Consider the following 26,163-nt stretch of genomic DNA (forward strand, 5'->3'; position numbering starts at 1 on the left):
ACGAAACGATAGGTTACTAAATTAAAGAGTATTGATTAATAAAAAGAGCAAAGAAAGTAGCAGTAAAAAAATTCCTGGCCATAGCCAAAAGCCGTAGCTTTGTTTACCAACATCGGAGAGTTTAAGGTAATCGGTTTTATTTTTGGAAAAAGCTTTTTTCATTGAATATTGGAAATGATCAAAGAACCCAGAGGCAAAGACCCAAAGAAAACCGCCGATGATCAAGAAGAATAAAGCCCAAAGAAATAGTGCATCCGAGATAGTTGACAGGGTCAATTCCTTTTTGAAAAACAACCAGCTAATGGAAATAAGGGTACATATGAGGGCGATCAGCCCACTACTTTTTTTTATCCGCATAAGTTGACTCCTTTTTAATGATTCGTACTACTTAATTTACATAATTATTGATAAGAAGTCAAAATACCTAGGGGGAAGACGCGTGAACGGTTTTTTGAAATATTTATTGAAACGGATATTCTATATGGTATTGACCTTATGGTTGATTGCCACGATCACATTTTTCTTAATGCAATTTTTACCAGGAACACCTTATACCAATGCAGAAAAACTGAGTCCCGAACAGATTGCCTTATTGAATGAACAAGCAGGTTTAGATAAACCGATGATTACTCAATATGGGCTGTATTTGACGAATTTAGTTAAAGGCGACTTTGGGATTTCATTCCAATTCAAAAATCAACCGGTAGCGAATCTATTATCTGGTCGGATTGGTCCTTCTTTACAATTGGGGCTGCAGGCAATTATTTTTGGGACTTTTTTCGGTATCATTTTAGGGACGATCTCCGCTATGAAACAAAATACATGGATTGATACGACGTCAACGCTAGTAGCGATCTTGGGACGTTCGATTCCGAACTTTGTCTTTGCCGTTTTGCTGCAATACATTTTTGCCATCAAATTAGGTGTCTTGCCAATCGCCAAATGGGAAACTTTTGCAAGCACGATTTTGCCAACGATCGCATTAGCCATGTCGCCACTGGCAGACTCTGCCCGCTTTATTCGAACCGAGATGGTCGAGGTGCTCCACAGTGATTACGTTGAGTTGGCTCGTGCCAAAGGGCTGAGCCGCTGGGAGATCGCCTTCAAGCATGGTTTGCGGAACAGTTTGATCCCGCTGCTTACCTTGTTAGGACCTTTAGCCGTTGGATTGATGACGGGTTCATTGGTTGTTGAGAATATTTTTGCGATTCCGGGGATTGGCGAACAATTCGTAAAATCAATCATGACAAATGATTATCCAACAATCATGGCAGTCACGATTTTGTACTCTGCCATGTTAGTATTTGTGATTTTAGTGGTAGATATTTTGTATGGTATCGTTGATCCGCGTATCCGTGTGTCAGAAGGGAGCCGTGGCTAATGGAAGAGAAAACAATCAATCAAGTAGCTGCCATTGATGCAGCCAAATTTCAGCCGTTACAAAAAAATACCAAAGAAGAACGAGAAGCAATTGCTGCGCCATCGCTGACCTTTTTCCAAGATTCATGGCGCCGTCTGAAGAAAAACAAAGCAGCTGTATTTTCGATCGTACTATTGCTGATCATTATTGCAATCTCGATTATTACGATCTTTGTTTCTCCCCATGACCCTACTGCGCAAAACGTGAAGTTCACGAATCTGCCTCCCAAAATTCCCGGACTCAATCTCCCAGGATTAAATGGGTATGCAATGGTTGGTGGTGAATTGGTTGATAAATATGCTGCTGCCAATGTTCCAGAAGGCACTTACTATCTACTAGGAACCGACGGACTAGGACGGGATCTGTTGAGCCGTTTATTTGTCGGAACGAGAATCTCGCTATTGATTGCCTTTATTGCCGCTTTGCTAGATATCATCTTTGGCGTGACCTATGGATTGATTTCCGGTTTATTAGGGGGACGAGTGGATAATATCATGCAACGTTTCTTAGAGATCCTTTCTGGGATTCCGAATCTAGTGGTGATGATTTTGATGCTGGTCGTCTTCAAACCAGGAATCTTTTCGATCGTAGCTGCGATGGCTATCACCAACTGGATTCCAATGGCTCGGATTGTTCGCGCGCAAACAATGAAATTAAAAGATCAAGAGTTTGTGCTAGCTGCTACGACATTAGGTGAGAGCCGTATGAAGATTGCGATGAAGCATATCTTGCCGAATATTTCGAGTGTGATTATTGTCCAAATGATGTTCAGTATCCCATCAGCGATTTTCTTCGAGGCTTTTCTAAGTTTTATCGGTTTGGGCTTAAAGCCGCCTTCAGCATCGCTAGGGATGTTACTGAGCGACGGGTACAAGACCTTTTTATTCTTGCCTTACCAAATGTGGGTGCCGGCGGTTACGTTGTCGGTCATTATGATCGGATTCAACTTACTTGCTGATGGACTCCGTGATGCCTTCGATCCGAAAATGAAAGAGTGATTGCTATGGAAAAAGTGTTAGAAGTGAAAAATTTAGAGATCTCCTTTGATACCTTTGCAGGGAAAGTCCAAGCGATCCGCGATGTCAGTTTCGAACTATACAAAGGCGAAACACTAGCGATCGTTGGCGAATCCGGTAGTGGGAAATCAGTAACTACCCGCAGTATCATGGGATTATTAGCTAGTAACGCCAATATAGATAATGGAGAGATCCTATTCAATGGAACGGATATTCTCAAGAAATCTGAGAAAGAACTACAAAAGATTCGCGGAAAAGAAATTGCGATGATCTTCCAAGATCCCATGACTTCTCTGGACCCGACGATGCCCATCGGCAAACAAGTGGCCGAATCTTTGATGAAACATAACAAGCTTAGTAAAAAAGAAGGACTCCGACAAGCCTTGGATCTTTTGAATCTGGTAGGAATTCCGAATGCTGAGAAGCGTTTGAAAAATTATCCGCATCAATTTTCAGGGGGACAACGGCAACGGATCGTCATTGCCATCGCATTAATCTGTTATCCACAGATCCTGATTGCTGATGAGCCGACTACGGCACTGGATGTAACGATTCAAGCCCAAATCCTTGAGTTGTTGAAAGATATCCAACAAAAAATCAATTCATCGATCATTTTTATTACCCATGATTTAGGAGTAGTAGCAAATGTGGCAGATCGGGTAGCCGTCATGTATGGCGGCAAAATCGTAGAGGTGGGAACAGCAGAAGAAATATTCTATAATCCACAGCATCCTTACACTTGGGGGCTGTTAGGTTCCATGCCTACCTTGGAGGGGACGGGGGATCGTCTGTATGCGATTCCTGGCTCACCACCAGATTTGTTGGATCCGCCGACTGGGGATGCTTTTTATCCTAGAAATGAGTTTGCTTTGCAGATCGATGCCGAACAGCAACCCCCATTCTTTGATGTTTCACCGACCCATAAAGCAGCTACGTGGCTTTTAGCTCCGCAAGCACCTAAGGTTACCCCTCCGGATGAAATCTTGATTCGTTGGAAAAAATTCCAAGAAAAAACTAGACAGGCATCTGTATAAAGGAGGAGAACCCATTGGAGAAAGTGTTGCTTGAAGTAAAGAACTTAAAACAATATTTTAATGTCGGTCGCAAAGACGAAGTCAAGGCTGTAGATGATATCTCCTTTCAGATCTATGAAGGAGAAACCTTTGGACTAGTAGGAGAATCCGGTAGTGGGAAGTCAACGACTGGTCGAACGGTCATTCGACTGAATCATCCCACGGCAGGAGAAATCTTGTTTGATGGACAAGATGTCATGAAAATCAAAGGCAAAAAAGATTTAGCTGATTTCCGTCGAGAAGTACAAATGGTTTTCCAAGATCCGTATGCATCATTGAATCCTCGAATGAAAGTTCGCGATATCATTGCTGAAGGGATCGATATCAACGGATTGGCAAAAAACGAAAAGGAACGCAACCAGCGCGTAGATGATTTGTTGAAAACTGTTGGTTTAAACCCAAGTCATGGAACTCGCTATCCCCACGAATTTTCCGGAGGACAGCGGCAACGGATTGGGATTGCCCGAGCACTAGCGGTAGATCCCAAGTTCATCATCTGTGATGAACCGATTTCGGCTCTGGATGTTTCGATTCAGGCCCAAATCGTCAATTTGCTGCAAGATTTACAGCAAGAACATAAGCTGACTTATCTATTCATTGCCCATGACCTATCAATGGTCAAACATATCAGCGATCGCATCGGTGTGATGCATAATGGTAAACTTTTGGAAGTAGGTTCTAGTGATGAAATCTATCATTATGGGGTCCATCCGTACACAGAGAGTCTCTTGTCGGCGATTCCACTGCCAGACCCAGATCATGAACGAGAACGGAAGCGCATCAAATACGTCAGCGAACCAACAGATGACAAGCCTCGTGCCATGGAAGAAATCGCAGAGGGGCATTTTATTTATGCTACGAAGGAAGAAGCGGCACAGTATCAGAAAAAATTGGCACAAAAAAAGGGGTAGACCTGTTTAGGAGGAGATGAAACTGAGTGTTTTAAAAGCATACAAATTTCGGATCTATCCTACAGAGGAACAAAAGCAGTTCTTTATCCAAACGTTTGGTTGCGTACGCTTCACCTATAATCAATTGCTAAAAGCAAAGATGGAAGAACTTACTACAAATGCAGAAAAAGAAAAACTAACACCTGCAAAATTAAAAAAAGAGTATCCTTTTTTAAAAGAGACCGACAGTTTGGCACTGGCCAACGCCCAGCGCAATTTGGAACGGGCTTTTCGCAACTATTTTCAAAAGCGAGCAGGCTTTCCTAAACTGAAGACGAAAAAGAATATTTGGCAATCGTATACGACAAACAATCAACAACATACGATCTACTTGGTCGATGATCAGTTGAAATTGCCTAAATTGAAATCATTCGTTGCAGTCAAGCGTCATCGGCCAATCAATGGTCAGATTAAATCGGCGACGATTTCTGCAAGAAACAATACTGAATTTTATATTTCGATTCTTTGCATCGAAGAAATTCAGCCCTTGCCGAAGAACCAACGAAAGATTGCCTTGGTTTATCATCCAGAAGTGTTGGTAGAGGCCAATGCACAGTTACCCTTTATCAGTACCAATGCCATCAAATCTCAACAAAGGCTGGCCCGTGCAGAACGAAAACTAAATGTGAAAGCAAAAGCTGTCAAACGAAAAAAAATGGTGCTTAGTCATGCTCGTAATTATCAAAAACAAAAAGGAAAAGTTTCTCAGCTATATCGAGCGCATCGTGATCAAAAAAAAGAATACATCGATCAAGTAACCTTTCATCTGGTCAAACAATACGATACGATTTTTTTGGAACGGCTGATCGATGAGACTTGTAGATCTACAGGGAATTTTTCAGTCAGCGACTGGCATCAGTTTATTCGTAAAATCACGTACAAAGCAGAGTGGTACGGCAAAGAAGTCCGATTTATTTCTTTGTCGGCCAAAGAGTGTCAAAAAATGACGCAAATGTTGCGTGTAATCGAAAGTGAAACGAACTGGGAGGAGCGCCAGGGATCGCCTAGGGGATAGAAAAAATCTTTGGATTTTTGTTTCTAGGAATTCTGCTCACTAATTATGATTAACCAGCGAAGAGGCTGTGACGTCAGGCAAAACAAAAAATACCCAAACGATACACAAACCCACAGACGCTGGCTTTATGCTCAGCTGAAAGTGATTCGTCTATCGTTTCGGTTCTTGTTTGCTTGTGTTGCAGCCTCTTTGCACGGCCTACATTTTGTCGCCAAGCACATCAGCATTCAATTCATAGATTTTCGAAGGTCGTCCAATACCGACGGGCTTTTCACCGATTTCCGTGAAATATTGAAGCATGGCTTTTTTGAAATTTGAATGGTCAATCAATTTAAAATCGATCCCCAAAAATTTAGCGAAGACTTTACGTGCTTCAGTGATCGTGAAGTTTTCGCCGAGAACCAGCAGTACTTGTGGTTCGTGTTCCATTTTGTTTGCCACTCGTTCAAATGCTTTCAAAATAATCGCGCTATGGTCAAAAGCCAATGTATCCTTACCGACAGATTGTCCCGAGACTAGGTCCAAGATAATCTCAACATCGCCACTAGATAAAAAGATTTGGTTCGCCTTTCTCTCTAATGAAAACCAGCGGACTTGATTGGCATCATCCCCAGCGCTCAAAGGTTCTTCGCCGATAAAAGCGAGATAACTGACCGTAATGACCCAGCCCCGCGGGTCTCGCCCTGGCGTGCTGAAGGTATGGAGTTGTTCGATGTTTTGCTTTGAGATGGTTACGCCGATCTCTTCTTGCGTCTCGCGAATGACACTTTGACCAGTTGACTCATTCGGATTGACGAAACCACCCGGTAAAGCCCAAGAATTTCGAAAGGGATGCCCTTTTCGCTGAATCAGTGCAATCTTCAGTTCTTCTTCTTCTTTGTTGTAACACATCAAGACCATATCGACTGTCACAGAAGGCTTCTCATATTTTGGCTGGTCCTGACTGCGATACCAAGTTAAAAATTCTGCTTCAGAAGCTTCTTTTTCATAATACTCTTTTTCTGCTGTTTTTGAGGTGAATTCTTTCATTCCTGTCTCCTACTCCTGATATGATGAAATAATAATGATGATGGATTAGTTAAAAAAATAGGGAAAAATCAAATTGATAAAAAAGAGTGCTAAATAGAAGAATGCCGCTTTTTGTGTGTGCTTCATGGCTAAATATCCCCACACAGCGATCCATAGCAGGAACCCATAACGAAGCAATGATGTGATGACCACAAAGAAGCTAGCTAGATTTTGCCCATTGAAATAGCCGTAAAAATACAAATAAAAACTAGAAAAAATCAAATGGATGATCGTTAAAACAGCTAAGATCATGAAGCGCTGTTGTTGTTTTTTCAAGCGAAAAACCCTCTCTTTCAAACGTTCATTCCTATTATAGCAAAAAAACAGCTCATAAACCAAAAGGAGCTGATAGTAAAATCATCTCATCAATTTGGGCAAAAGAAAAAAGGAAAAACTCACAGAAAATTATGGTATACTACCTTAGTATACACTTTACAGGTGAAAAGGAGGACGTACGCCCATGGCTGAAAAAGAAACATTTTATATTACGACGCCAATCTATTATCCAAGCGGCAAATTGCATATCGGAAATTCTTATACAACGATAGCTTGCGACGCAGTAGCACGTTATAAACGTCTAATGGGCTTTGATGTGTTTTATTTGACTGGTGTTGATGAACACGGGCAAAAAATCGAAAAAAAAGCGGAAGAACTAGGTGTTGATCCACAAGAATATGTAGATAAAATGGCTGCCGATGTCAAAAAATTGTGGAAAACATTGGACATCAGCTACGATAAATTTATCCGGACAACGGACGACTATCACAAAAAGGCAGTCCAAAAAATCTTTCAACAATTATTGGACCAAGGAGATATTTATCTTGGCGAGTATGAAGGCTGGTACTCTGTCTCTGATGAAGAATACTTCACAGAAACGCAATTGGCAGAAGTTTATCGTGATGAAGAAGGACATGTGATCGGTGGGAAAGCACCAAGCGGCCACGAAGTAGAATTAGTAAAAGAGTCTTCGTACTTCTTCCGCATGAGCAAGTATGCAGATCGTCTGGTGCAATATTATGATGAGCACCCAGAATTTATCCAACCTGAATCCCGTAAGAATGAAATGATCAATAATTTCATCAAGCCAGGTTTAGAAGATTTAGCTGTCTCCAGAACAACTTTCAAGTGGGGGATTCCAGTAACGGCGAGTCCTGAACATGTGGTCTATGTTTGGATCGATGCTTTATCAAACTATATTACAGCACTAGGCTATGGTTCCGATGACGATTCATTGTTCCAAAAATACTGGCCGGCAGATGTTCATATGGTTGGGAAAGAAATCGTTCGTTTCCATACGATCTATTGGCCAATCATGCTGATGGCATTAGATTTGCCATTGCCTAAAAAAATCTTCGGTCATGGTTGGCTGATGATGAAAGACGGCAAAATGTCGAAATCTAAAGGCAATGTCGTTTATCCAGAGATGCTTGTTGAGCGCTATAGCTTGGATGCTTTGCGCTACTACTTGCTGCGGGCAGTGCCTTTTGGCAGTGACGGCGTTTTTACACCAGAAGACTTTGTTTCTCGGGTAAACTATGATCTAGCCAATGACCTGGGTAATCTATTAAACCGCACTATCGCTATGATCAATAAGTATTGTGAAGGAATCGTTCCTAAATATGCCTCAAAAGTAACTCCTTACGATAGTGAGTTGTCGACAACCGCAGCCAACGTCGTAGGTCGCTACCATGAAGCAATGGACAAGATGGAATTCAGTACTGCATTGTCGGAAGTATGGACGTTGATCTCTCGTGCCAACAAATACATCGATGAAACACAACCGTGGGTATTGGCCAAAGATCCTGAGAAAAAAGCAGAATTAGACAGTGTGATGGTCCATCTTGCAGAAAGCTTGCGAATCGTAGCAATCTTGCTGCAACCGATCATGACCGAAACACCGGCAAATATTTTCCATCAGTTAGGCTTAACTTCAGAAGCCATGGACTTGAAAGACTTGCGGTTCGGTGAATTTCCTAGTGATACCAAAGTAGTGGCTAAAGGAACGCCAATCTTCCCTCGTTTGGAATTAGAGACGGAAGTCGCTTATATCCAGAAGAAAATGGCGGAAGGAACGCAAAGCACTGCTGAAACAGTCAAATGGAACCCAGAAGAAACGGTTCTTGCTTCTGAAAAAACAGAGATCAAATACGATGATTTCGACAAGATCGAATTGAAAGTAGCTGAAGTGATCGACTGTCAAAAAGTCAAAGGAGCAGATAAACTGCTTCAATTTCGCTTAGCTGCGGGTGATGATCAAGATCGACAAATCTTGTCAGGAATCGCTGAGTTTTATCCAGAGCCGCAAGATTTGATTGGTAAGAAAGTCGTAATCGTAGCGAATCTGAAACCACGTAAGATGCGGGGGCAAATCAGTCAAGGGATGATCCTTTCCGCGGAAGATACCGAAGGACGATTAAAAATTGTTGAAGCTCCAAAGGGAATGCCTAACGGATCAATCATTGCCTAAGCGAGACAGTATTTAATCATTTCTGTTCTTTTTTCAGAAAATGAAATTGCAACTGAATGAAACATTTTGTATAATGGTCTTTATTGAGATGATCATGAGGGAGTAACTGGCAGCTTATCGTTGCGGCAACATCACCATCCTGAAAGAAATTTCTGGTGTTGCCTTAAATAGTGAGACTCGTGTATGTGTTTTAGTGCATACATGAGTCTATTTTTTTTCATTTCATGTACAATAAAGAAGGAAGAAGAATAAAGGAGGAAAAACATGTCTGAAGAGAATAAAAAAGAGCAACTCTCGCAAGCTTTTTATGCACAAGAAGCTGAGGCTGTTCTGAAAGAGCTGCAAACCGATGCCAACGGTTTGACAAATGACGAAGCCAAAAGTCGTCTGTCACAATATGGCGCCAATGAATTAGAAGAAGGTAAGAAAAAATCGATGGCTCAAAAATTCTTTGAACAATTCAAAGATTTGATGATCATCGTCTTGTTAGCCGCTGCGATCATTTCTGCTGTCGTGTCACATGAAATCGTCGATTCAATCATTATTTTAGCCGTTGTTATTATCAATGCGATCATGGGCGTGGTTCAAGAAGCGAAGGCCGAACAAGCCATCGAAGCGTTGCGGGAAATGTCGACGCCCAATGCCAATGTGTTACGAAATGGGCATACGGTGACGATCAAAAGCGATGAACTGGTTCCCGGAGATATCGTTCTTTTAGAAGCCGGCGATGTGGTACCAGCTGATTTACGCTTATTAGAAGCTAGTTCTCTGAAAATCGAAGAAGCGGCATTAACTGGTGAATCGGTACCCGTAGAAAAAGAATTGACTGTGATCGATGCAACAGATGTTGGGATCGGTGATCGTGTCAATATGGCTTACTCCAACAGTAATGTGACTTATGGACGGGGAAAAGGGGTCGTTGTCAATACAGGGATGGCGACAGAAGTCGGTAAGATCGCTGGTATGTTAGCAAGAGCCGAAGAAACGGAAACGCCGTTGAAACGTAACTTGAATGAACTTGGTAAATTCTTGACGATCGCCATCATCGTGATCGCCGTAATTATGTTCTTTGTTGGTACGATCTTCAATAATACTTCTTGGGTCGACATGTTGCTGACATCAATCTCTCTTGCGGTTGCTGCGATTCCAGAAGGATTGCCAGCGATCGTAACGATCATCTTAGCACTAGGCACGCAAGTCATGGCCAAACGAAACGCTGTTATTCGTAAATTACCGGCAGTAGAAACATTGGGTGCGACAGACATCATCGCATCAGATAAAACAGGTACATTGACACTAAACCAAATGACAGTTGAAAAACTTTATGTCAATGACAAGCAACATGCTGCTTCTGAAGACATTCCATTGGATACAATGGCTCTGAAAGTCATGAACTTCGCGAATGATACTAAGTTCGGTGAGGAAGGCAACTTGATTGGTGATCCTACTGAAACAGCACTTGTTCAATTCGGGATGGATCAAGGCTTCCACGTGAAAGATCAAGTGAGTGCAGAACCTCGTGTAGCGGATCTGCCATTTGATTCGGATCGTAAATTGATGAGTACGATCCATGAACAAGAAGATGGTCGTTACTTAGTTGCAGTGAAAGGCGCGCCAGATGTCTTATTGGGACGTGCGTCAAAAGTCTTGTTGAACGGACAAGAAGTACCAATGACTGAAGAAGAAAAACAAAAAATCTTGTTCAACAATACAGATATGGCCAAACAAGCGCTTCGTGTCTTGGGAATGGCATACAAGTATGTAGATGCAGTACCAGAAAACTTGGAATCAGAAATCGTAGAAAATGATCTAGTCTTTGCTGGTCTTGTAGGGATGATCGACCCTGAACGGGCTGAAGCAGCCGATGCTGTGCGAGTAGCTAAAGAAGCTGGTATTCGTCCAATCATGATCACAGGAGACCACCGAGACACAGCAGAAGCAATCGCTGGACGTCTAGGAATCATCAAGCCTGGTGATGACGCAGCTGTATTGACGGGTGCTGAATTGAACAAAATGAGTGATGAAGAGTTTGCACAAAAAGTGACTCATTACTCGGTTTATGCACGGGTTTCACCTGAACATAAAGTTCGGATCGTGAAAGCATGGCAACATGAAGGCAAAGTCGTCGCTATGACAGGTGATGGTGTCAATGATGCGCCAGCACTGAAACAAGCTGATATCGGTGTTGGTATGGGAATCACTGGGACTGAAGTATCTAAGGGTGCTTCGGATATGGTTCTGGCTGATGACAACTTCGCAACAATCGTTGTGGCTGTTGAAGAAGGACGAAAAGTTTTCTCAAACATCCAAAAAGCGATCCAATATTTGTTAGCGGCTAACTTAGGTGAAGTTTTGACATTGTTCTTAGCTACCTTATGGGGCTGGGATACACTGTTGCCGATCCATCTGTTGTGGATCAACCTTGTAACAGATACTTTCCCTGCAATCGCATTGGGAATGGAGCCAGCTGAAAAAGATTTGATGAAGCATGCCCCTCGTGGCCGGAATTCGAACTTCTTCTCTGGTGGAGTCATGAGCAGTATCATCTATCAAGGGATCTTGGAAGCTGCAACGGTCTTGTTCGTCTACTGGTCAGCAATTCAATGGCCGGTACACGATACCTATGATGCAATCCATGCGGATGCATTGACAATGGCGTTTGCTACACTAGGATTGATGCAGCTGTTCCATGCCTTTAACGTTAAGTCTGTTTACCAATCATTATTCAAAGTGGGACCTTTCCGTAACAAAACCTTTAACTGGGCAATCTTGCTTTCCTTTGCATTGATGATGGTCATCATTGTTGTTCCTGGATTAAATGACATCTTCCGAGTGGCTCATTTAGATCTCTATCAATGGGGAATCGTTCTAGGTGCATCCTTCGCGATCATCCCGATCGTTGAGATCGTTAAAGCTGTCCAACGTGCAATGGGCAAAAAATAAGCAGTCTCTAAATTTATTCCGCAGGCAGAGTATTCTGACTGCGGTTTTTGTTCACACCAATCGTCGTAAATGAATAATAGGGGTGAATGAACAATCTGCTTTTGCCGACCTTTTCATTTTTGGCAATAAACGGTAAAATAAAAGATAGCTAAGAAGAAAGTAGGGGAATGAATCGTGCGACCGAATTTAGGTTTTTATGTACAAACAATCAATGATCTAGTGAAAGAGACAGAGAAAATCGGGGAAACCATGAATCCGAATTATGAAGAGATTCGTCAGGCTCTCGATAAAAAAAAGGAATCTGAACTATCACCAGAGCGTCTGGAAACAATCGAAGCGTCCTTTAAAAAAGGAACGGACAAATATCGTTTGATGCTGGAACAGATCTCTAAATTACGCCCGCCTGCAACGGTCATGGGGATCCACAAGAAATTTGAACGAGCATATACGAAGTATGTTGCTGGCTGTGAAGAAATGATTCTAAGTATTGCTGATGGGGTCGATCGGGAAGCTTTCGATGCGTCAGAGAAAAAACAAGACGAAGCCACTGATGAAATCTCTTTTGCAATTCAGCGGATGACAGCACTCTTGTTAAAAAAATGATAAAGTTCGTTTCTTAAACGAGAGTTATTTAATTTAAATGTTATGTTATTCTTATGTAAAATGATGATGGTGGATGTATAATGAATTAACAACCAACAACCTTTTTATTTTTCATTTTACTCCTTTTGCCATCAGGACTAACCAACCTGATGGTTTTTTTATTTTTATAAATGTTTTTTTACTCAAAATAATAAAATGACTGCAAAAGACATTGTGAATAAATTTACCTAACAGTTTGTTAGTATCGTTTCACTGCTAATCTAAAAACAAGTATCGCCAATTGCGGTTTTTCGCGGTAGATGCTATACTGAAAACAACTTATAAACGAAATGAGGGATCCTCCATTGAAAAACTAACCAATTTGTTGGAAGCTGCATAGAATCATGTTCTCTAGGGAGCAGTGTGCAGATTTTCAGGATTGGTGTGTTTTTCTGGAGGGTCTTTTTGTGTACTTTTCTGGAACCTGACCTGAAAATAGGCGCGGTTTTTGTCTAGAGATAGACAGGAGGTACAAAAATGTCAAATATAAAAATAGAACAATTAAGTTTTGGCTTCGATACTCAGAATCATCTGCTGTTCGATCAAGCTGATTTGGTGATCGATACCCAGTGGAAATTAGGTTTGATCGGTCGAAATGGTCGGGGGAAAACTACTTTACTCAAATTACTGCAAGACCAATTGCCTTATAGCGGGACTATCACCCATCAGCAAGCATTCGTTTACTTTCCTCAACCAGTGGCAGATCCGCAACAACTAACCTATGATACATTACAAGATCTGTGTGACTTTGAGCAATGGCAGATCGAGCGAGAGTTAAATTTGCTTCAGTTGGATCCAGATGTCCTCTGGCGTCCATTTGAGACATTGTCTGGTGGGGAACAAACCAAAGTTTTACTTGCACTACTGTTCATCGATGAGGAACACTTTCCGTTGATCGATGAACCCACCAATCATTTAGACATTACAGCTCGTGCTCATGTAGCTGCTTATCTAAAACGGAAAAAAGGCTTTATCGTCGTCAGCCATGATCGACACTTTGTTGACGAAGTGGTGGATCACATTTTATCAATTGAAAAAAGCCGACTAGTGATTTATCAGGGGAACTTTTCTGTTTACGAAGAACAAAAGCAACGGCAAGATCAGTTTGAACAGGAGCAAAATGTTAAACTGAAAAAAGAGATCGGCCGTTTAAAGCAAACGGCTGCCGAAAAAGCAGAATGGTCACGAGGACGGGAACGAGATAAACTGGGATCACCAACAAAAAAAGGCAGTGGAGCAGTCTATGACACAGGGGCGATTGGTGCTCGGGCAGCCAGAACGATGAAACGATCCAAAGCAATCGTCAAGCGGATGGAAGATCAAGCACAAGTCAAAGAACAGTTGTTGAAAGACATCGAATATATCGATCCCCTTTCTATGAATGTTAAAGCCACGCATCACAAAGTTTTGCTGCGAGTGGAAAATTTGCAATTGACGTATGAGCAACCGTTGTTTGATCCGTTGAATTTTACCATCGAAGCTGGTGACCGGATTGGTATTTTGGGTGCAAATGGTTCTGGCAAATCGAGTTTGGTGGCTGGCCTATTAGGTCATTTTACTGGAACTGTCACCGGCTCTGTTTGGATGCCGCAACACTTGTCCATCAGTCGTGTTCGCCAAAATTACGAGGATAATCGAGGCACCTTGACTGAGTTTGCTGAATTCCACCGATTGGATTATCAAGAATTGTTGAATAATCTGAAGAAATTGGGCGTGGAGCGAAATGTCTTTCAGACCCGAATCGAAGATATGAGTATGGGGCAGCGTAAGCGTGTGGAATTGGCAAAATCGTTGGCAACCCCTGCTGAGCTGTTTATCTGGGATGAACCCTTGAATTATCTGGATGTCTTTAATCAGAATCAGTTAGCTGAAGTGATCCAACTTGTCCAACCGACGATGTTGATCATTGAACATGATCGCCATTTTCTGGATCAAGTGACTACACAACAATTTTTGCTTGGACATACAGATCTAGCGCGTCCATAAATCGAACCGGGATAGGATTTTTTTAAATCTTATCCCGATTTTGTTATTTTAAAGTGGTAGGTTTTTGAGAAAGATACCCTATTTTGATCGTTAGTCTGTTTTTTTGATTTGAGTGGTCTAGATAAAAAATAATAAATGGGGTGCCTGTTTTTTCTTTTTTTATTTATTTTAGCTGGATTTTTTATTTATTTTGCAAGAAAAAAAGCCTTACTGTGCAATATTCTGTCGTTCAACAATCTCATTTTTTTCTCATCGTTCTGCTAGTTAATTAAAATTTCTATCATAATTACCAAAGGGTTTTACAAAAGATTTACAATAACAGTACCGAATAAAAATATTCATTTGTTATCATAAAAATCGAATTTCTTTGAGCGTTTGACAACAGCCTGTAAGAATTCAGCTGTTTTTGTGTTCCTATCTTGCTGGTCGAACAAAAGCGGCAAAGAGAAAAATAATGGAGGTTCTTTTTTTGATAGAAGTAGTTGGGTTGAAGAAGGTCTTTGACAACAAGTTTGAAGCTTTGAAAGCGGTGGATTTTACGATCGAGAAGGGCGATCTTGTTTGTTTACTTGGGCCTAGTGGCTGTGGGAAGTCAACGATTTTGAATTTGATCGCTGGATTGTTGAGTCCGACAGATGGGGATATCCGCTTTAACGGAAATTCCGTGGTGAAAACGGAGCCAAAGGATCGCAATATCGGCTTTGTCTTTCAAAATTATGCCTTGTATCCTCATATGACCGTTTTAGAAAATGTCATGTTTCCACTGACTGTTGGTGATAAAAAAATCAAGAAAAACGAAGCGCAGCAAATTGCTGAAAAATATATGCAGCTGACCAATATTGAAGAATTGAAGGATAAAAAACCTGGTACATTGTCTGGTGGGCAGCAACAGCGGGTTGCCATCACTCGTGCGTTAGTCCAAAATCCTGAAGTACTATTGCTGGATGAACCATTGAGTAATTTAGATGCGCGTTTGCGTTTAAAGATTCGCGAGGAGATTCGTCGCCTAGTCAAAGAAGTTGGGATCACGACGATTTTTGTGACTCATGACCAAGAAGAAGCGTTGTCTATCAGTGACAAAATCATTTTGATGAATGAAGGCGTGATCCAGCAAAATGATGATCCGCAAAATCTTTATTTAGAACCCAATAATTTATTCGTTGCAAAGTTTATCGGAAACCCAATTATCAATATCTTGCCAGTAGAAGTGACAGATGGTGTCATGCATCATCCAGAATTCACGATCCCTACAGAGCGCTTCGTGGATATCCGCTTCAAGAAACCGTTGACAGATGGTCATTATACTTTAGGGATCCGTCCAGAAGATGTGTTAACGACGACCCAAACACCATTATTCAATACCGAGATAAAAAGTGTTGAACTAATTGGTCGTGAACGGATCTTGAACTTTGATCTGGCTGACATCCACGTTAAATCGATCGTTAGCATCGAAGAAATCATTGAAGAAGGAGCACACTTAGCTTTTGACTTCAATTACAAAAAAGCGTTCATCTTTGATGAAAAAGGGGAGCGAGTTTATTGATGTTCAAGAAAAATTATAATCCCGAAAATCAACCCAAAGCTTGGCTGTTCTTATTGCCCTCACTAGTCATTATTTTGCTCTTTAGTGTGTATCCATTATTTCGTTCATTGTTTATGAGTTTTCAAAAAGGATCATTGATCAATCAGCGATATGCCGGATTAGAAAACTACCAAAAAGTGCTGACGGATCCAGTGTTTTTCAAGGCGCTAAAGAATACAGCTTGGTTTGCATTCGCCGTGGTTCCTATTGCATTAGTGATTTCACTAGCGATCGCTTGGATCATCTTTGAAAAGGTGAAACATAAGAGCTTTTTTGAGACGATCTTCTTTATGCCGTATGTCACCAGTACCATCGCCATTGGGATCGTGTTTCGCTATTTCTTTAATGGGTCTTATGGGATCATCAACTACTTGCTGGGCTTAGTGGGGATTCCCGCCGTCAATTGGCTGGATAATGTCAATATGAGTATGCCGACACTGATCATTTTTGGGATTTGGAGCAGTTTGGCCTTCAATATTATTATTCTCTTAGCAGGGATGCGTAACATTGACAAAGAACATTATAAGATCGCAAAAATGTTTGGCGCCAATAACTGGGAGATTTTTCGCAAGATTACTTTTCCGCAGTTGATTCCGACATTTGCCTTCTTGTTGACCGTTAATATCATCAGTGCCTTTAAAGTCTATACACAAGTCTATGCCTTGTTTGGTGGTCAACCCGGTATCGCCAAAAGCGCAACCACAGCTGTCTATTATATTTATGACAAATTCCATATTGCGGGCCGTCCTGGGATCGCAATGGCTGCGACTGTGATTCTCTTTGTTATTATTTTGGCGGTGACCTTTATCCAAAATAAAATTTTAAAGAAAGTAGGGGAATAAGATGAAAAAAGTCGTAACCCTCATCTCTCTGATTTTTTTGGCGCTCTTAGCGATCATCACGATTTTTCCGTTTATTTATATGATTCTCGCGGGACTGATGACTTATAGTGAGGCCACCAGTATTCCGCCTACGATTTTGCCGGAGTCCTTTCAATGGAGCAACTATGCCGAAGTCTTTACCAAAGCACCATTTCTCCGTTACTTTCTGAATACAGTTTTTGTTTCAGCAGTCACGACTATCGCCACATTGATTACTGCTATTCTGGCAGCTTTTGCATTGACTAGTTTGGAATTCAAATTCAAAGGGCTTGTGATTGCTCTAATGATTTCCTTATTGATGGTTCCTTATGAATCAATCATCTTTACCAACTACAACACGATTGCTCAAATGGGGTTGTTGAATACTTACAGTGCGTTGATTATTCCCTTTCTGACGAGTATCTTTTATATTTATTACCTGAATGGCTATTTGAAAAGCATTTCGAATACCTTTTATAAAGCAGCAAAAATCGATGGTGCAAGCGATATGGCTTACATACGGCGGATATTGATCCCAATGTCTAAACCGGCACTAGTGACTGTTGGCATCTTGACCTTTATCTCGAGCTGGAATTCTTTCTTGTGGCCATTGTTAGTCACGAATGAAAAAAAATATCGGTTGTTGAACAATGGGCTAGCGGCCTTCACATCAGAAAGCGGTAGCGATGTTCATTTGCAGATGGCAGCTGCGACATTGACTGTCATTCCGATTTTGATCATTTATTTGATTTTTAGAAAAGAGATTATTAAAGGAGTGGCAAAAGATGGCATCAAAGGCTAAAACAACAGTTACATTTCACAGTGGTATTCTCACGATCGGCGGCACCGTCATCGAAGTGGCATACAAAGATGCCCATATTTTCTTCGATTTTGGTTCGGAGTATCACCCAGAGCAGCCATTACCCGACGAAGCATTACAGACCTTAGTGGATCATCGCTGGGTCCCGCAATTGCGCAATGTCTATGATCCTCGTCTGTCTTATACGTATCATGGATCAGAACAAAAGGACTATCAAGAAACAGCTGTTTTTCTATCTCATGCCCATCTTGATCATTCAAAGATGGTCAATTATTTGGACCCTGCAATCCCTTTGTATACCTTGAAAGAAACCAAAGCGATCCTAAAAGCATTGAATCGCACCGGTGATTTTTTGATTCCTACTCCTCATGAAGCCCCTGCCTTTGTGCGGGAAATGATTGGCTTGGAACCCCACGATGTGATCAAAGTTGGTGAGATCGAAGTAGAGATCGTTCCTGTGGACCACGACGCCTATGGTGCCGCGGCATTGCTGATTCGAACACCGGATCACTTTATTGCCTATACGGGCGATTTGCGGTTGCATGGCTATCATCCAGAGCGGACAAAAGAATTTTGTCAGTTAGCCAAACACACGGATCTATTGATGATGGAAGGAGTCAGTATCAGTTTTCCTGAAAGAGAAAGCGATCCAGATACTATCGAAGTAGCCAGTGAGAAAGAATTGGTAGCGGCTTTTGTCGAGTTGGTCGAAAAAAATCCACAACGGCAAATCACTTTCAACGGCTATCCTGCCAATGTAGAGCGTTTTTTAGCTTTGGTGGATGCTTGTCCTCGAACGATCGTCCTTGAAGCACACCAAGCAGCATTACTGAAAGAAATCTTTGACAGAGAAGTTCCCTATTACACGGTTGAAGGCGGAGCTTCCTTAGCAGAGTTAGATCCTGCGCTAGAAATTGATTATCGTTCTTTATGTGTCGACACTGGCCAGTATGTCTGGCAAGCAGTTGACCATTTTGAAAATTTACAACCAGGCAGTCTGTATATCCATAGCGATGCACAACCTTTGGGGGCTTTTGATCCTGCCTATGAAGAGTTTCTCGCTTTGTTAGCAAAGCTGGAAATTGAGTTTGTACGGCTGCCGGTTTCGGGACACGCAGTTCCTGAGGATCTTGATCAGATTATTGCGTGGATCGAACCAAAAAGATTGGTTCCAATCCATACCTTGAAACCAGAGAAACTGGTGAATCCGTATGGCGAAAGAATATTGCCAGAACGTGGCGAGAAAATAGAACTATAAAAGGATAGAGGAGAGTAAAGAATGAAATCAAAAAAACTAGCATTTGCAGCAGTGGCTGCGGCAACTTTAGTGTTAGGGGCATGCGGCAACAATGGCTCAAATGACAGTGCAAAAGGCAGCGATGAGATCGTTACAGAGGTTCCGAAAGATACTACTGTCACATTCTGGCATGCAATGAATGGTGCACAAGAAGAAGCACTGACGAAACTGACAGATGAGTTTATGGAAGCAAACCCAAATGTGAAAGTAGAACTGCAAAATCAATCTCAGTACTCCGATCTGCAGGCGAAAATCAATTCGACACTACCTTCACCAAAAGATTTGCCAACCATCACACAAGCGTATCCAGGTTGGCTTTGGAATGCAGCTCAAGATGAAATGCTTGTTGATTTAGGCGAGTATATCGATAATGATACGATTGGTTGGGGTGACCAAGAAGAAATTCGCTCTTCATTATTAGAAGGTGCACAAATTGATGGTGTCCAATATGGTATTCCTTTCAACAAATCAACGGAAATGTTATTCTACAATGCAGATCTTTTAAAAGAATATGGTGTAGAAGTACCGACAACATTAGATGAGTTAAAAGAAGCTTCAAAAACAATTTACGAAAAATCAAATGGCAGCGTTGTTGGTGCTGGCTTTGATTCATTGAATAACTACTATGCTATTGGCATGAAAAACAAAGGTGTTGATTTTAACAAGGATTTACAGCTAGACAGCGATGAATCGAAAAAAGTCATCAATTATTATGCGGAAGGTGTGAAAGACGGCTACTTCCGTATTGCTGGATCCGATCAATATCTTTCAGGACCATTCGCAAACGAACAAGTTGCGATGTTCATCGGCTCGATTGCTGGAGAAGGATATGTCAAAAAAGACACCGAAGGCAAATTTGAATATGGTGTCTCTGCCCGCCCAGAAAAAATCAATCTACAACAAGGAACAGACTTATATATGTTCACAAGTGCATCTCCAGAGGAACGTACCGCTGCTTTTGAATACATGAAGTTTTTGACTTCTCCTGAGTCACAATTAGAATGGGCAGTTTCAACAGGATACATGCCAGTTGTTCAATCTGTTTTAGATAGTGATGAATACAAGAACAATCCAGATACGAAAGTTGCTTCTGAGTTAAGTGAAGCAACAAAAGAACTTTTCTCGATCCCAGTAATTGAAAATGCAGACTCAGCTTACAATGAAGTTCGTTCCATCATGGAGAATATTTTGTCGAATACTGACAAAGATACCGATAAATTGATTAAAGATTCCATTCCACAACTTGAGGATGTTTGGAATCAATAGTTCTGCTCGTAAAAGGGCCAGACAATGACCCTATCAACCCGAAAGAGACCGTCAGATATCCCTGCGGTCTCTTTTACATAAATGTTAGAGGAGTAATGAGAAAATGCAAATCACCTTTCTTGAAACCAGCGACATGCACGGCTATGTCTACCCAACTAATTTCGCCGACGACCACGATCTGGCTATTGGGGCAGCGAAAGTCGCAACGAAACTAAAGCAGTTAAAAGCCGAAGCTGATGGTCCTGTTGTAATGATCGAAAATGGCGATTTTATCCAAGGATCCCCACTGAGTTATTATATTGCCAAAAGCCAGCATCCGGTAGCAGAATTGACCAAAGTGATCAATCACATGGCATACGATGTCCATGTTTTAGGAAACCATGAATTTAATTATGGATTAACGTATCTTCAAGAGGCAATCGCTAGTTATCAGTCCCCTGTTTTAGCAGCGAACATCTTAAATGAAGAGGGACAGCCCTATTTCGGCAAAGCCTATACGATCCTTGAAAAAGATGGGATTAAGATTGCGGTGTTGGGATTGGTGACCCAGTATATTCCTCATTGGGAACAACCAGCTACCATCAAGGGGATGCGGTTCGAAAGCATTATCCAAACGGCAAAAAAATATGTGCCTGAGCTAAGAAAACAAGCAGATCTTGTCATCGTCAGCTATCATGGCGGTTTTGAGAAAGATTTGGTAACCGGTGAAGCCACCGAATTGTTGACCGGAGAGAATGAAGGCTATGAGTTACTGCAAGAGGTGCCGGGGATTGACGCTTTCTTTACTGGACACCAACATCGGGAAATCGCCGCCATTGTCAATGGGGTCCCTGTGGTCCAGCCAGGTTATCGGGGCAGCCAAATCGGCCGAATCCAATTAACAATAGAGAAAAAAGAGGGTCAAACAGTGATTACGGATCAACAAGCGACATTGCATTCAGTGGCAGAAGTTTCAGCCGATGAAGCAATTTTGGCAATGATCGAACCAATTGAGACGGAATTGGAAAGCTGGTTGGATCAGCCGCTAGGGAAAGTGAACGGGGATATGCGAATTACTGATCCGATGCAGGCACGGATCGTGGAACATCCATACGTGGAATTTATCAATCGCGTTCAGATGGCTGCCAGCGGAGCGGAAATATCTGGGACAGCGCTCTTCAATAATGAAGGAAAAGGCTTCGGTACAACGATCACGATGCGGGATGTCATCACGAATTATATTTATCCTAATACATTGGCTGTCGTAAAAGTGACCGGAGCAGAGTTGCGTCTTGCGTTGGAACAGACAGCGAATTACTTAGCCGTCGAAGCAGGGAAAATCGTCTTTAATCCAGCCTTTATCGAGCCGAAACCGCAATACTACAATTATGATATGTACGAAGGAATCGACTATACGATTGATATGAACCAGCCAGTTGGCAAACGAATCACACGCTTGTTGTTCCATAATGAGCCTATCACGCCGGAACAGGAGCTGGAAGTTGTCGTAAATCAATACCGAGCGGTAGGCGGTGGGAATTACGCGATGTTTACAGCCGACAAAATTGTACGGGAGATCCAAGTGGATATGACTGAATTGATTGCTGATTATTTGAAACAACACCCAGTACTAGAAGCTGAGACGAATCAGAATTTCAAAATCGTGTACTAAAAAGCCAAAAAGGGCTGTGACATAAGTCATGCAACAAACGAACGATTCCGAGGAGAATGAGACTGTGCTTGCGCTTCAGCAAGTTTCCATCACCAATGTACGATGGATGACACCCAGTTATCCTCGGATCGTCTTGTCTAGTTGCTACTTATGACACAGACCCTTTCTATGTTCTTGTAAAAGAAAATCAGATTAGTTTTCTACATTGCGGACATATTCATCGAAGTAGCGAATCAAATCGGCTTTTACCTGCTGATAGTCTTCTTCGCTATAGTTTTTTTCCTCTAATTTTGCTTGGAAAAAAGGAAGTTCTAACTCTTCTTTTAAGCGCTCAAGCACTTCTTCTTGGTTCATGAGATCACCTTTTCGTCTATTTGGTACCATCATAACAAATTGAATGCGGCTGTCAATGCTTCATACATTTCTTTCATTTTTTCCAAACGACTTTTAAGAGAAACAAAGTCATCGTCATCATGGAAAAGGACTTGTTTCAATTCAAAATAGTAAATCTCAAAAGCATCAAAGAAGCCAGTAACTTCGGATGTTTGCAATTCTTTAAAGGTATCACAACGAATATAGGCTTTTTCTGCAATGGCATAGGTTTCAGCCGTAGTCAATAAGACGAGGGCTTCATTGTAACGGCGGCTAGTGACCAATTCATAAGTTGACTGGCACTTATTATAAATATTTGAAAAATCTTTCAGTAAAAGCTCGATGGGTGTTTTATCAAACATGGGGGAGTCCTCCTGATCGTTTTATTTTTCAAATAAGACACAAACACATTCAGGCGCGTAAACGTCTTTTTGAATAGTAGTGAGTTCACCAGTTTCGGCGTTGCGACGGTACAAAGTCAAGTTGTCGGAATTTTGATTGGCACAAACTAAGAATTTGTTGGTTGGGTCCAAGTCAAAGTCTCGCGGGAAGTCACCTTCCGTTGATAGACGTTGAATGAAATTCAATCCAGCGCCATCTTCAGTTACTTCAAAGACAACGAGAGAGTTGTGTCCACGATTGGATGAATAAACGAAACGTCCATCTTTTGATACTCGGACAGCAGCCCCACTATTAAAGTCGGTGAAATCTTCTGGTAAAGTCGGTACTTTTTGGATTTCTTCAAAGCTGCCGTCAGCTTCATTGTAGCGTAAAACAGTCAAAGAGCTGTCTAGTTCTCCTACCAGATAAGCATATTGGTGGTTAGGATGGAACACTAAATGACGAGGGCCTGTTCCGGCAGCTGCAACATAAACAGCCGCTTCTGTTAATTTTCCTTCAGCAGAAACGTCATACGTATACACACGGTCTGTTCCAAGATCACATACAGCTAAGCGTTGATCCGGCGTTAAGTCTGTGTAGTGTACATGAGGGGTGTCTTGATTTTCGTGAGGACCAACAGGTTCATCATGATAGATGTGATCAGTGGCTTCAATACTGCCGTCCGCCAATATTTTGTAGACGTTTACTTCACCTTTATGATAATTAGCACCATAAACAAGTTGACGAGGTTCATCTACTGCTACATAACACAATGGTGCGCCTTCTTCGGTCACAGTATTCAATAACTCAAATTCAGGCGTATAAGCACCACAACCGCCTGCGCCATCAACTTCGGTCACAGTATAAACTCTTTCTTTTTTACTGCGGGCAAGATACGTTGGGCTCTTTTCTTCCGCACGCAAGGTCAAGTCGACCAATTGTTCTTTTTCTGTATCTAAAGTGATCGAATAGATCCCTTTACTTTCGCGACGCGTATAAGTGCCTAGGTAGATCGTTTGCAACATAAAAAAAGCCTCCTAATAGTTTGATTTCTTATTAATTCTACCATAGAATGCGGAAATGGGCGGATAGAAAAACTTCTTATGTTATAATAAAAAAAGAACATAAAGGGGAGGTTGTTGTATGAAACAAGGAACAATCAAAGCGATTGGGCCACAAGCGATCGATCAAAAAGAAAAAATGCTGATTTTTTTCGGCGACCAAGCAACAGAGATCTTAAGGGAGTATTCAGTGATCCAATCGATTCCAGATTCTCAAGATTTGGTCGTAGAAAACGGCGATACACTTATTTTTGGGGATCAGTCGTACACCGTGACACATGTCGGTCCTATCGCAAATCAAATTTTGCAAACGATCCAGCATGTGACATTTATCTTCGATGAAGTACCCGAAGAGCAACTGACCAGCGCTATCTATTTAGAACCTTTCAATTTGCCGACCCTTGAAGTTGGTATGAAAGTTATCTACAAGTAGGAGGCGGGGAAATGAAGGAAACAGAGAAGCGCCCTTTGTCCTGGTTTTGGAAGTGGTTTTTAAATAATCAAGCAGTCACGAGTTTATTAGTGGTTCTACTCGTCTTATTGATCTTGTTTATGTTTACGAAAGTATCCTATCTATTTGAGCCAATTTGGCAATTTCTGGCGATTGTTGGATTGCCAATCATTTTGGCGGGGATTTTGTATTACTTGATGAATCCTGCGGTTGATTATCTGGAACGAAAGGGAATCAAACGCATCTATAGTATTTTCGGTCTTTTTATTTTGGTCATCGGATTGATCGTCTGGGGCGTTGTGGTGATTGTGCCGAAGATCCAAGAACAGTCCATGAGTTTCGTTGAGAATTTGCCCGGATATTTGGATATCATTGAAAATAAAGTCAATGAGATTTTGTCCGATCCGATTTTCTCACAAGTTCAAGATCAATTGGAAGCATCTAATGAGAAGTTGATTGCATCAATGACCGACATCATTCAAAACTTATCACGGAGCACGATTCAAAATATCGGCAGCTTTTTTGGGGCCGTTGCAACGGTGGTATTGGCTGTCATAACGATGCCGTTTATTCTCTTTTATCTTTTAAAAGATGGACGACAGTTAGCACCTTATTTCGTGAAATTTTTGCCGACAAAAATGCGTAAACCATCATTGACGGTTTTAAAAGAGATGAATGATCAAGTTTCTTCTTATATTCGCGGGCAACTAACAGTCGCATTTGCAGTAGCCATCATGTTTATGGTCGGTTTTAGTTTGATCGGCCTAGATTATGCCATCACATTAGGGATCGCAGCTGGCTTTTTGAACTTGATTCCATACCTAGGCTCTTTTCTAGCGATGGTTCCGGCGGTCTTTTTGGGTATCGTCGGTGGTCCTGTCCTGTTGGTGAAAGTCCTGGTCGTCTTTGTGATCGAACAGACTATTGAAGGGCGATTGATCTCACCACTCGTTTTAGGAAACGAGTTGTCGATCCATCCCGTGACGATTTTATTAGTATTGCTGACTTCGGGTAAACTCTTCGGACTTGTCGGCGTGATTCTGGGGATCCCGGTATATGCTGCGGCAAAAGTGATCATTACCCATATTTTTGAATGGTATACGACCGTATCGAGTTTGTATGAAGAAGAAACGGAAAGCGATGTTCAGCAAGAATAGTTCGAAGAAAATTTTTTGACGAAAGATCTTTGTGAAAATCACACTGACTCACACATTTTTCTAGTTTTTTATCGGAGTATAAAAAAGCTGAATTTAGAAGGCTGGAGCGAATTGCTTCAGCCTTTTTGTTATGTGCGATTTTTGACACATAGTTGCAAGAAAAACATATAGCTTCTGTTTCTAGAGAATGCTTATACTGAAAGCACATACAAGCAAAGGAGCGTTGGAATGAAGATTCTTGCAGTAGATATCGGAGGGACAATGATCAAGACGGGGTTGTTGAATAGTCACGGAGAAAGAATACAATTAGGAAGCTTTCCGATGAATAAAGACTATTCAACTGTGATCGACCGATTGATTTCACATATTGATAATGACTATCCAAAAGACTTTTCCGGAATTGCTATTAGTACGACAGGATTAGTAGATCCAGTGACACAACAGATTGGGATGGATTCACCGCTTTATGAGGGATTTGGTAATCGCATGGTTTCTTTTTTAACGGACTATTATCAAAAACCCGTCATCGCGGAGAATGATGGCAATTGCGCGCTTTTAGCAGAAAAATGGCTGGGAAGAGGAAGAGGCGCTAGCAGTTTTGCTGTCATTGTTTTAGGTACCTCTGTGGGAGGCGGATTGATGGTCGATAACTAGTTGATTCGTGGCAAACACTTTTTAGCTGGCG

General features: G+C 41.6%; 24 protein-coding genes. 18 read left to right on the forward strand and 6 right to left on the reverse strand.

The genetic code is table 11. The features are described from left to right. Nucleotides 1-21 precede the first annotated feature (21 nt). Nucleotides 22-357 (reverse strand): DUF3899 domain-containing protein, encoded by a 336-nt coding sequence (locus tag DVW06_RS06185; RefSeq protein ID WP_003128577.1) that lies wholly within the window; start codon nucleotides 355-357, stop codon nucleotides 22-24. Between the two features lie 82 nt (nucleotides 358-439). Here DVW06_RS06185 and opp3b point away from each other — a divergent pair, with 82 nt between their 5' ends. The 5 genes from opp3b to DVW06_RS06210 are packed head-to-tail and all read left to right on the forward strand — an operon-like array spanning nucleotide 440 to nucleotide 5,474. After that, on the forward strand, nucleotides 440-1,381 hold the full coding sequence (gene opp3b / locus DVW06_RS06190; protein WP_003128578.1) for an oligopeptide ABC transporter permease: 942 nt from the start codon (nucleotides 440-442) through the stop codon (nucleotides 1,379-1,381). Continuing rightward, nucleotides 1,381-2,418 (forward strand): oligopeptide ABC transporter permease, encoded by a 1,038-nt coding sequence (gene opp3C / locus DVW06_RS06195; RefSeq protein ID WP_003128579.1) that lies wholly within the window; start codon nucleotides 1,381-1,383, stop codon nucleotides 2,416-2,418. Before opp3b ends, opp3C begins: the two co-directional genes overlap by 1 nt. Beyond that, nucleotides 2,418-3,470, forward strand: coding sequence for an ABC transporter ATP-binding protein (locus DVW06_RS06200; RefSeq protein ID WP_029487296.1), 1,053 nt, complete (start codon nucleotides 2,418-2,420; stop codon nucleotides 3,468-3,470). The genes opp3C and DVW06_RS06200 overlap by 1 nt, the downstream gene beginning before the upstream one ends. Nucleotides 3,471-3,484: 14 nt before the next feature. Continuing rightward, on the forward strand, nucleotides 3,485-4,420 hold the full coding sequence (locus tag DVW06_RS06205; protein ID WP_003128581.1) for an ABC transporter ATP-binding protein: 936 nt from the start codon (nucleotides 3,485-3,487) through the stop codon (nucleotides 4,418-4,420). A 16-nt stretch (nucleotides 4,421-4,436) separates the two neighbouring features. Next, entirely contained in the window at nucleotides 4,437-5,474 is a 1,038-nt protein-coding gene (locus DVW06_RS06210) for an RNA-guided endonuclease TnpB family protein (protein WP_003128583.1), read from the forward strand. Nucleotides 5,475-5,672: 198 nt separating this feature from the next. Here the strand turns inward: DVW06_RS06210 and DVW06_RS06215 are convergent, their stop codons facing one another. Together DVW06_RS06215 and DVW06_RS06220 are read right to left on the reverse strand one after the other, a co-directional pair. Next, a complete protein-coding gene (locus DVW06_RS06215; protein WP_003128584.1) occupies nucleotides 5,673-6,503 on the reverse strand; it encodes an NUDIX domain-containing protein in 831 nt (276 codons plus the stop codon). A 45-nt stretch (nucleotides 6,504-6,548) separates the two neighbouring features. Continuing rightward, entirely contained in the window at nucleotides 6,549-6,839 is a 291-nt protein-coding gene (locus DVW06_RS06220) for a hypothetical protein (protein ID WP_003128585.1), read from the reverse strand. Nucleotides 6,840-7,002: 163 nt separating this feature from the next. Here DVW06_RS06220 and metG point away from each other — a divergent pair, with 163 nt between their 5' ends. The 10 genes from metG to DVW06_RS06270 all read left to right on the forward strand — a co-directional run bounded on the left by metG (nucleotide 7,003) and on the right by DVW06_RS06270 (nucleotide 22,056). Beyond that, nucleotides 7,003-9,009 (forward strand): methionine--tRNA ligase, encoded by a 2,007-nt coding sequence (gene metG, locus DVW06_RS06225; protein WP_003128586.1) that lies wholly within the window; start codon nucleotides 7,003-7,005, stop codon nucleotides 9,007-9,009. A gap of 264 nt (nucleotides 9,010-9,273) precedes the next feature. Next, entirely contained in the window at nucleotides 9,274-11,952 is a 2,679-nt protein-coding gene (locus DVW06_RS06230) for a cation-translocating P-type ATPase (RefSeq protein ID WP_005472760.1), read from the forward strand. Between the two features lie 174 nt (nucleotides 11,953-12,126). Further along, on the forward strand, nucleotides 12,127-12,555 hold the full coding sequence (locus DVW06_RS06235) for a hypothetical protein (protein ID WP_003128588.1): 429 nt from the start codon (nucleotides 12,127-12,129) through the stop codon (nucleotides 12,553-12,555). Nucleotides 12,556-13,071: 516 nt separating this feature from the next. Further along, complete coding sequence (gene abc-f / locus DVW06_RS06240) at nucleotides 13,072-14,580, forward strand: ribosomal protection-like ABC-F family protein (RefSeq protein ID WP_005472757.1); 1,509 nt, start codon at nucleotides 13,072-13,074, stop codon at nucleotides 14,578-14,580. Nucleotides 14,581-15,049: 469 nt separating this feature from the next. Then, nucleotides 15,050-16,123 carry an ABC transporter ATP-binding protein gene (locus DVW06_RS06245; protein WP_029487292.1) on the forward strand — a complete coding sequence of 358 codons (1,074 nt, stop codon included), beginning with the start codon at nucleotides 15,050-15,052 and terminating at the stop codon, nucleotides 16,121-16,123. After that, nucleotides 16,123-17,004, forward strand: a complete 882-nt coding sequence (locus tag DVW06_RS06250; RefSeq protein WP_029487291.1) for a carbohydrate ABC transporter permease — start codon at nucleotides 16,123-16,125, stop codon at nucleotides 17,002-17,004. The genes DVW06_RS06245 and DVW06_RS06250 overlap by 1 nt, the downstream gene beginning before the upstream one ends. A 1-nt stretch (nucleotide 17,005) precedes the next feature. Continuing rightward, complete coding sequence (locus tag DVW06_RS06255) at nucleotides 17,006-17,824, forward strand: carbohydrate ABC transporter permease (protein WP_041119808.1); 819 nt, start codon at nucleotides 17,006-17,008, stop codon at nucleotides 17,822-17,824. Beyond that, entirely contained in the window at nucleotides 17,808-19,100 is a 1,293-nt protein-coding gene (locus DVW06_RS06260; RefSeq protein WP_003128593.1) for an MBL fold metallo-hydrolase, read from the forward strand. The genes DVW06_RS06255 and DVW06_RS06260 overlap by 17 nt, the downstream gene beginning before the upstream one ends. Before the next feature lie 21 nt (nucleotides 19,101-19,121). After that, a complete protein-coding gene (locus DVW06_RS06265) occupies nucleotides 19,122-20,405 on the forward strand; it encodes an ABC transporter substrate-binding protein (protein WP_003128595.1) in 1,284 nt (427 codons plus the stop codon). Between the two features lie 103 nt (nucleotides 20,406-20,508). Further along, entirely contained in the window at nucleotides 20,509-22,056 is a 1,548-nt protein-coding gene (locus DVW06_RS06270) for a bifunctional metallophosphatase/5'-nucleotidase (protein ID WP_003128596.1), read from the forward strand. 192 nt (nucleotides 22,057-22,248) lie between these two features. Here the strand turns inward: DVW06_RS06270 and DVW06_RS06275 are convergent, their stop codons facing one another. From DVW06_RS06275 to DVW06_RS06285, 3 genes are read right to left on the reverse strand one after another with little or no spacing between them, the layout of a single operon-like run. Beyond that, the gene (locus DVW06_RS06275; RefSeq protein ID WP_021149110.1) at nucleotides 22,249-22,410 is read right to left on the reverse strand and encodes a hypothetical protein; all 162 of its coding nucleotides are present in this window, start codon (nucleotides 22,408-22,410) and stop codon (nucleotides 22,249-22,251) included. A gap of 29 nt (nucleotides 22,411-22,439) precedes the next feature. Next, on the reverse strand, nucleotides 22,440-22,790 hold the full coding sequence (locus DVW06_RS06280) for a hypothetical protein (RefSeq protein WP_003128598.1): 351 nt from the start codon (nucleotides 22,788-22,790) through the stop codon (nucleotides 22,440-22,442). A gap of 21 nt (nucleotides 22,791-22,811) precedes the next feature. Next, the gene (locus DVW06_RS06285; RefSeq protein WP_137264508.1) at nucleotides 22,812-23,834 is read right to left on the reverse strand and encodes a lactonase family protein; all 1,023 of its coding nucleotides are present in this window, start codon (nucleotides 23,832-23,834) and stop codon (nucleotides 22,812-22,814) included. Nucleotides 23,835-23,952: 118 nt separating this feature from the next. On the opposite strand from DVW06_RS06285, the gene DVW06_RS06290 reads away from it, so the two are divergent. The 3 genes from DVW06_RS06290 to DVW06_RS17650 all read left to right on the forward strand — a co-directional run bounded on the left by DVW06_RS06290 (nucleotide 23,953) and on the right by DVW06_RS17650 (nucleotide 26,132). Further along, nucleotides 23,953-24,303 (forward strand): PTS glucitol/sorbitol transporter subunit IIA, encoded by a 351-nt coding sequence (locus DVW06_RS06290; protein ID WP_003128600.1) that lies wholly within the window; start codon nucleotides 23,953-23,955, stop codon nucleotides 24,301-24,303. A gap of 11 nt (nucleotides 24,304-24,314) precedes the next feature. Continuing rightward, on the forward strand, nucleotides 24,315-25,478 hold the full coding sequence (locus tag DVW06_RS06295) for an AI-2E family transporter (protein ID WP_003128601.1): 1,164 nt from the start codon (nucleotides 24,315-24,317) through the stop codon (nucleotides 25,476-25,478). A gap of 228 nt (nucleotides 25,479-25,706) precedes the next feature. Beyond that, entirely contained in the window at nucleotides 25,707-26,132 is a 426-nt protein-coding gene (locus tag DVW06_RS17650; RefSeq protein WP_274543589.1) for an ROK family protein, read from the forward strand. The last annotated feature ends 31 nt before the right edge of the window (nucleotides 26,133-26,163 follow it).

It is taken from the genome of Enterococcus sp. ARL09-542, assembly GCF_005234805.1.
GTDB lineage: Bacteria > Bacillota > Bacilli > Lactobacillales > Enterococcaceae > Enterococcus_D > Enterococcus_D gallinarum.

Coding starts and splice junctions, on each gene's coding strand:
- DVW06_RS06185 (WP_003128577.1), bottom strand. CDS start 357: ATGCGGATAAAAAAAAGTAGTGGGCTGATCGCCCTCATATGTACCCTT.
- opp3C (WP_003128579.1), top strand. CDS start 1,381: ATGGAAGAGAAAACAATCAATCAAGTAGCTGCCATTGATGCAGCCAAA.
- DVW06_RS06210 (WP_003128583.1), top strand. CDS start 4,437: ATGAAACTGAGTGTTTTAAAAGCATACAAATTTCGGATCTATCCTACA.
- DVW06_RS06215 (WP_003128584.1), bottom strand. CDS start 6,503: ATGAAAGAATTCACCTCAAAAACAGCAGAAAAAGAGTATTATGAAAAA.
- metG (WP_003128586.1), top strand. CDS start 7,003: ATGGCTGAAAAAGAAACATTTTATATTACGACGCCAATCTATTATCCA.
- DVW06_RS06230 (WP_005472760.1), top strand. CDS start 9,274: ATGTCTGAAGAGAATAAAAAAGAGCAACTCTCGCAAGCTTTTTATGCA.
- abc-f (WP_005472757.1), top strand. CDS start 13,072: ATGTCAAATATAAAAATAGAACAATTAAGTTTTGGCTTCGATACTCAG.
- DVW06_RS06250 (WP_029487291.1), top strand. CDS start 16,123: ATGTTCAAGAAAAATTATAATCCCGAAAATCAACCCAAAGCTTGGCTG.
- DVW06_RS06255 (WP_041119808.1), top strand. CDS start 17,006: ATGAAAAAAGTCGTAACCCTCATCTCTCTGATTTTTTTGGCGCTCTTA.
- DVW06_RS06260 (WP_003128593.1), top strand. CDS start 17,808: ATGGCATCAAAGGCTAAAACAACAGTTACATTTCACAGTGGTATTCTC.
- DVW06_RS06265 (WP_003128595.1), top strand. CDS start 19,122: ATGAAATCAAAAAAACTAGCATTTGCAGCAGTGGCTGCGGCAACTTTA.
- DVW06_RS06270 (WP_003128596.1), top strand. CDS start 20,509: ATGCAAATCACCTTTCTTGAAACCAGCGACATGCACGGCTATGTCTAC.
- DVW06_RS06275 (WP_021149110.1), bottom strand. CDS start 22,410: ATGAACCAAGAAGAAGTGCTTGAGCGCTTAAAAGAAGAGTTAGAACTT.
- DVW06_RS06280 (WP_003128598.1), bottom strand. CDS start 22,790: ATGTTTGATAAAACACCCATCGAGCTTTTACTGAAAGATTTTTCAAAT.
- DVW06_RS06285 (WP_137264508.1), bottom strand. CDS start 23,834: ATGTTGCAAACGATCTACCTAGGCACTTATACGCGTCGCGAAAGTAAA.
- DVW06_RS06290 (WP_003128600.1), top strand. CDS start 23,953: ATGAAACAAGGAACAATCAAAGCGATTGGGCCACAAGCGATCGATCAA.
- DVW06_RS06295 (WP_003128601.1), top strand. CDS start 24,315: ATGAAGGAAACAGAGAAGCGCCCTTTGTCCTGGTTTTGGAAGTGGTTT.
- DVW06_RS17650 (WP_274543589.1), top strand. CDS start 25,707: ATGAAGATTCTTGCAGTAGATATCGGAGGGACAATGATCAAGACGGGG.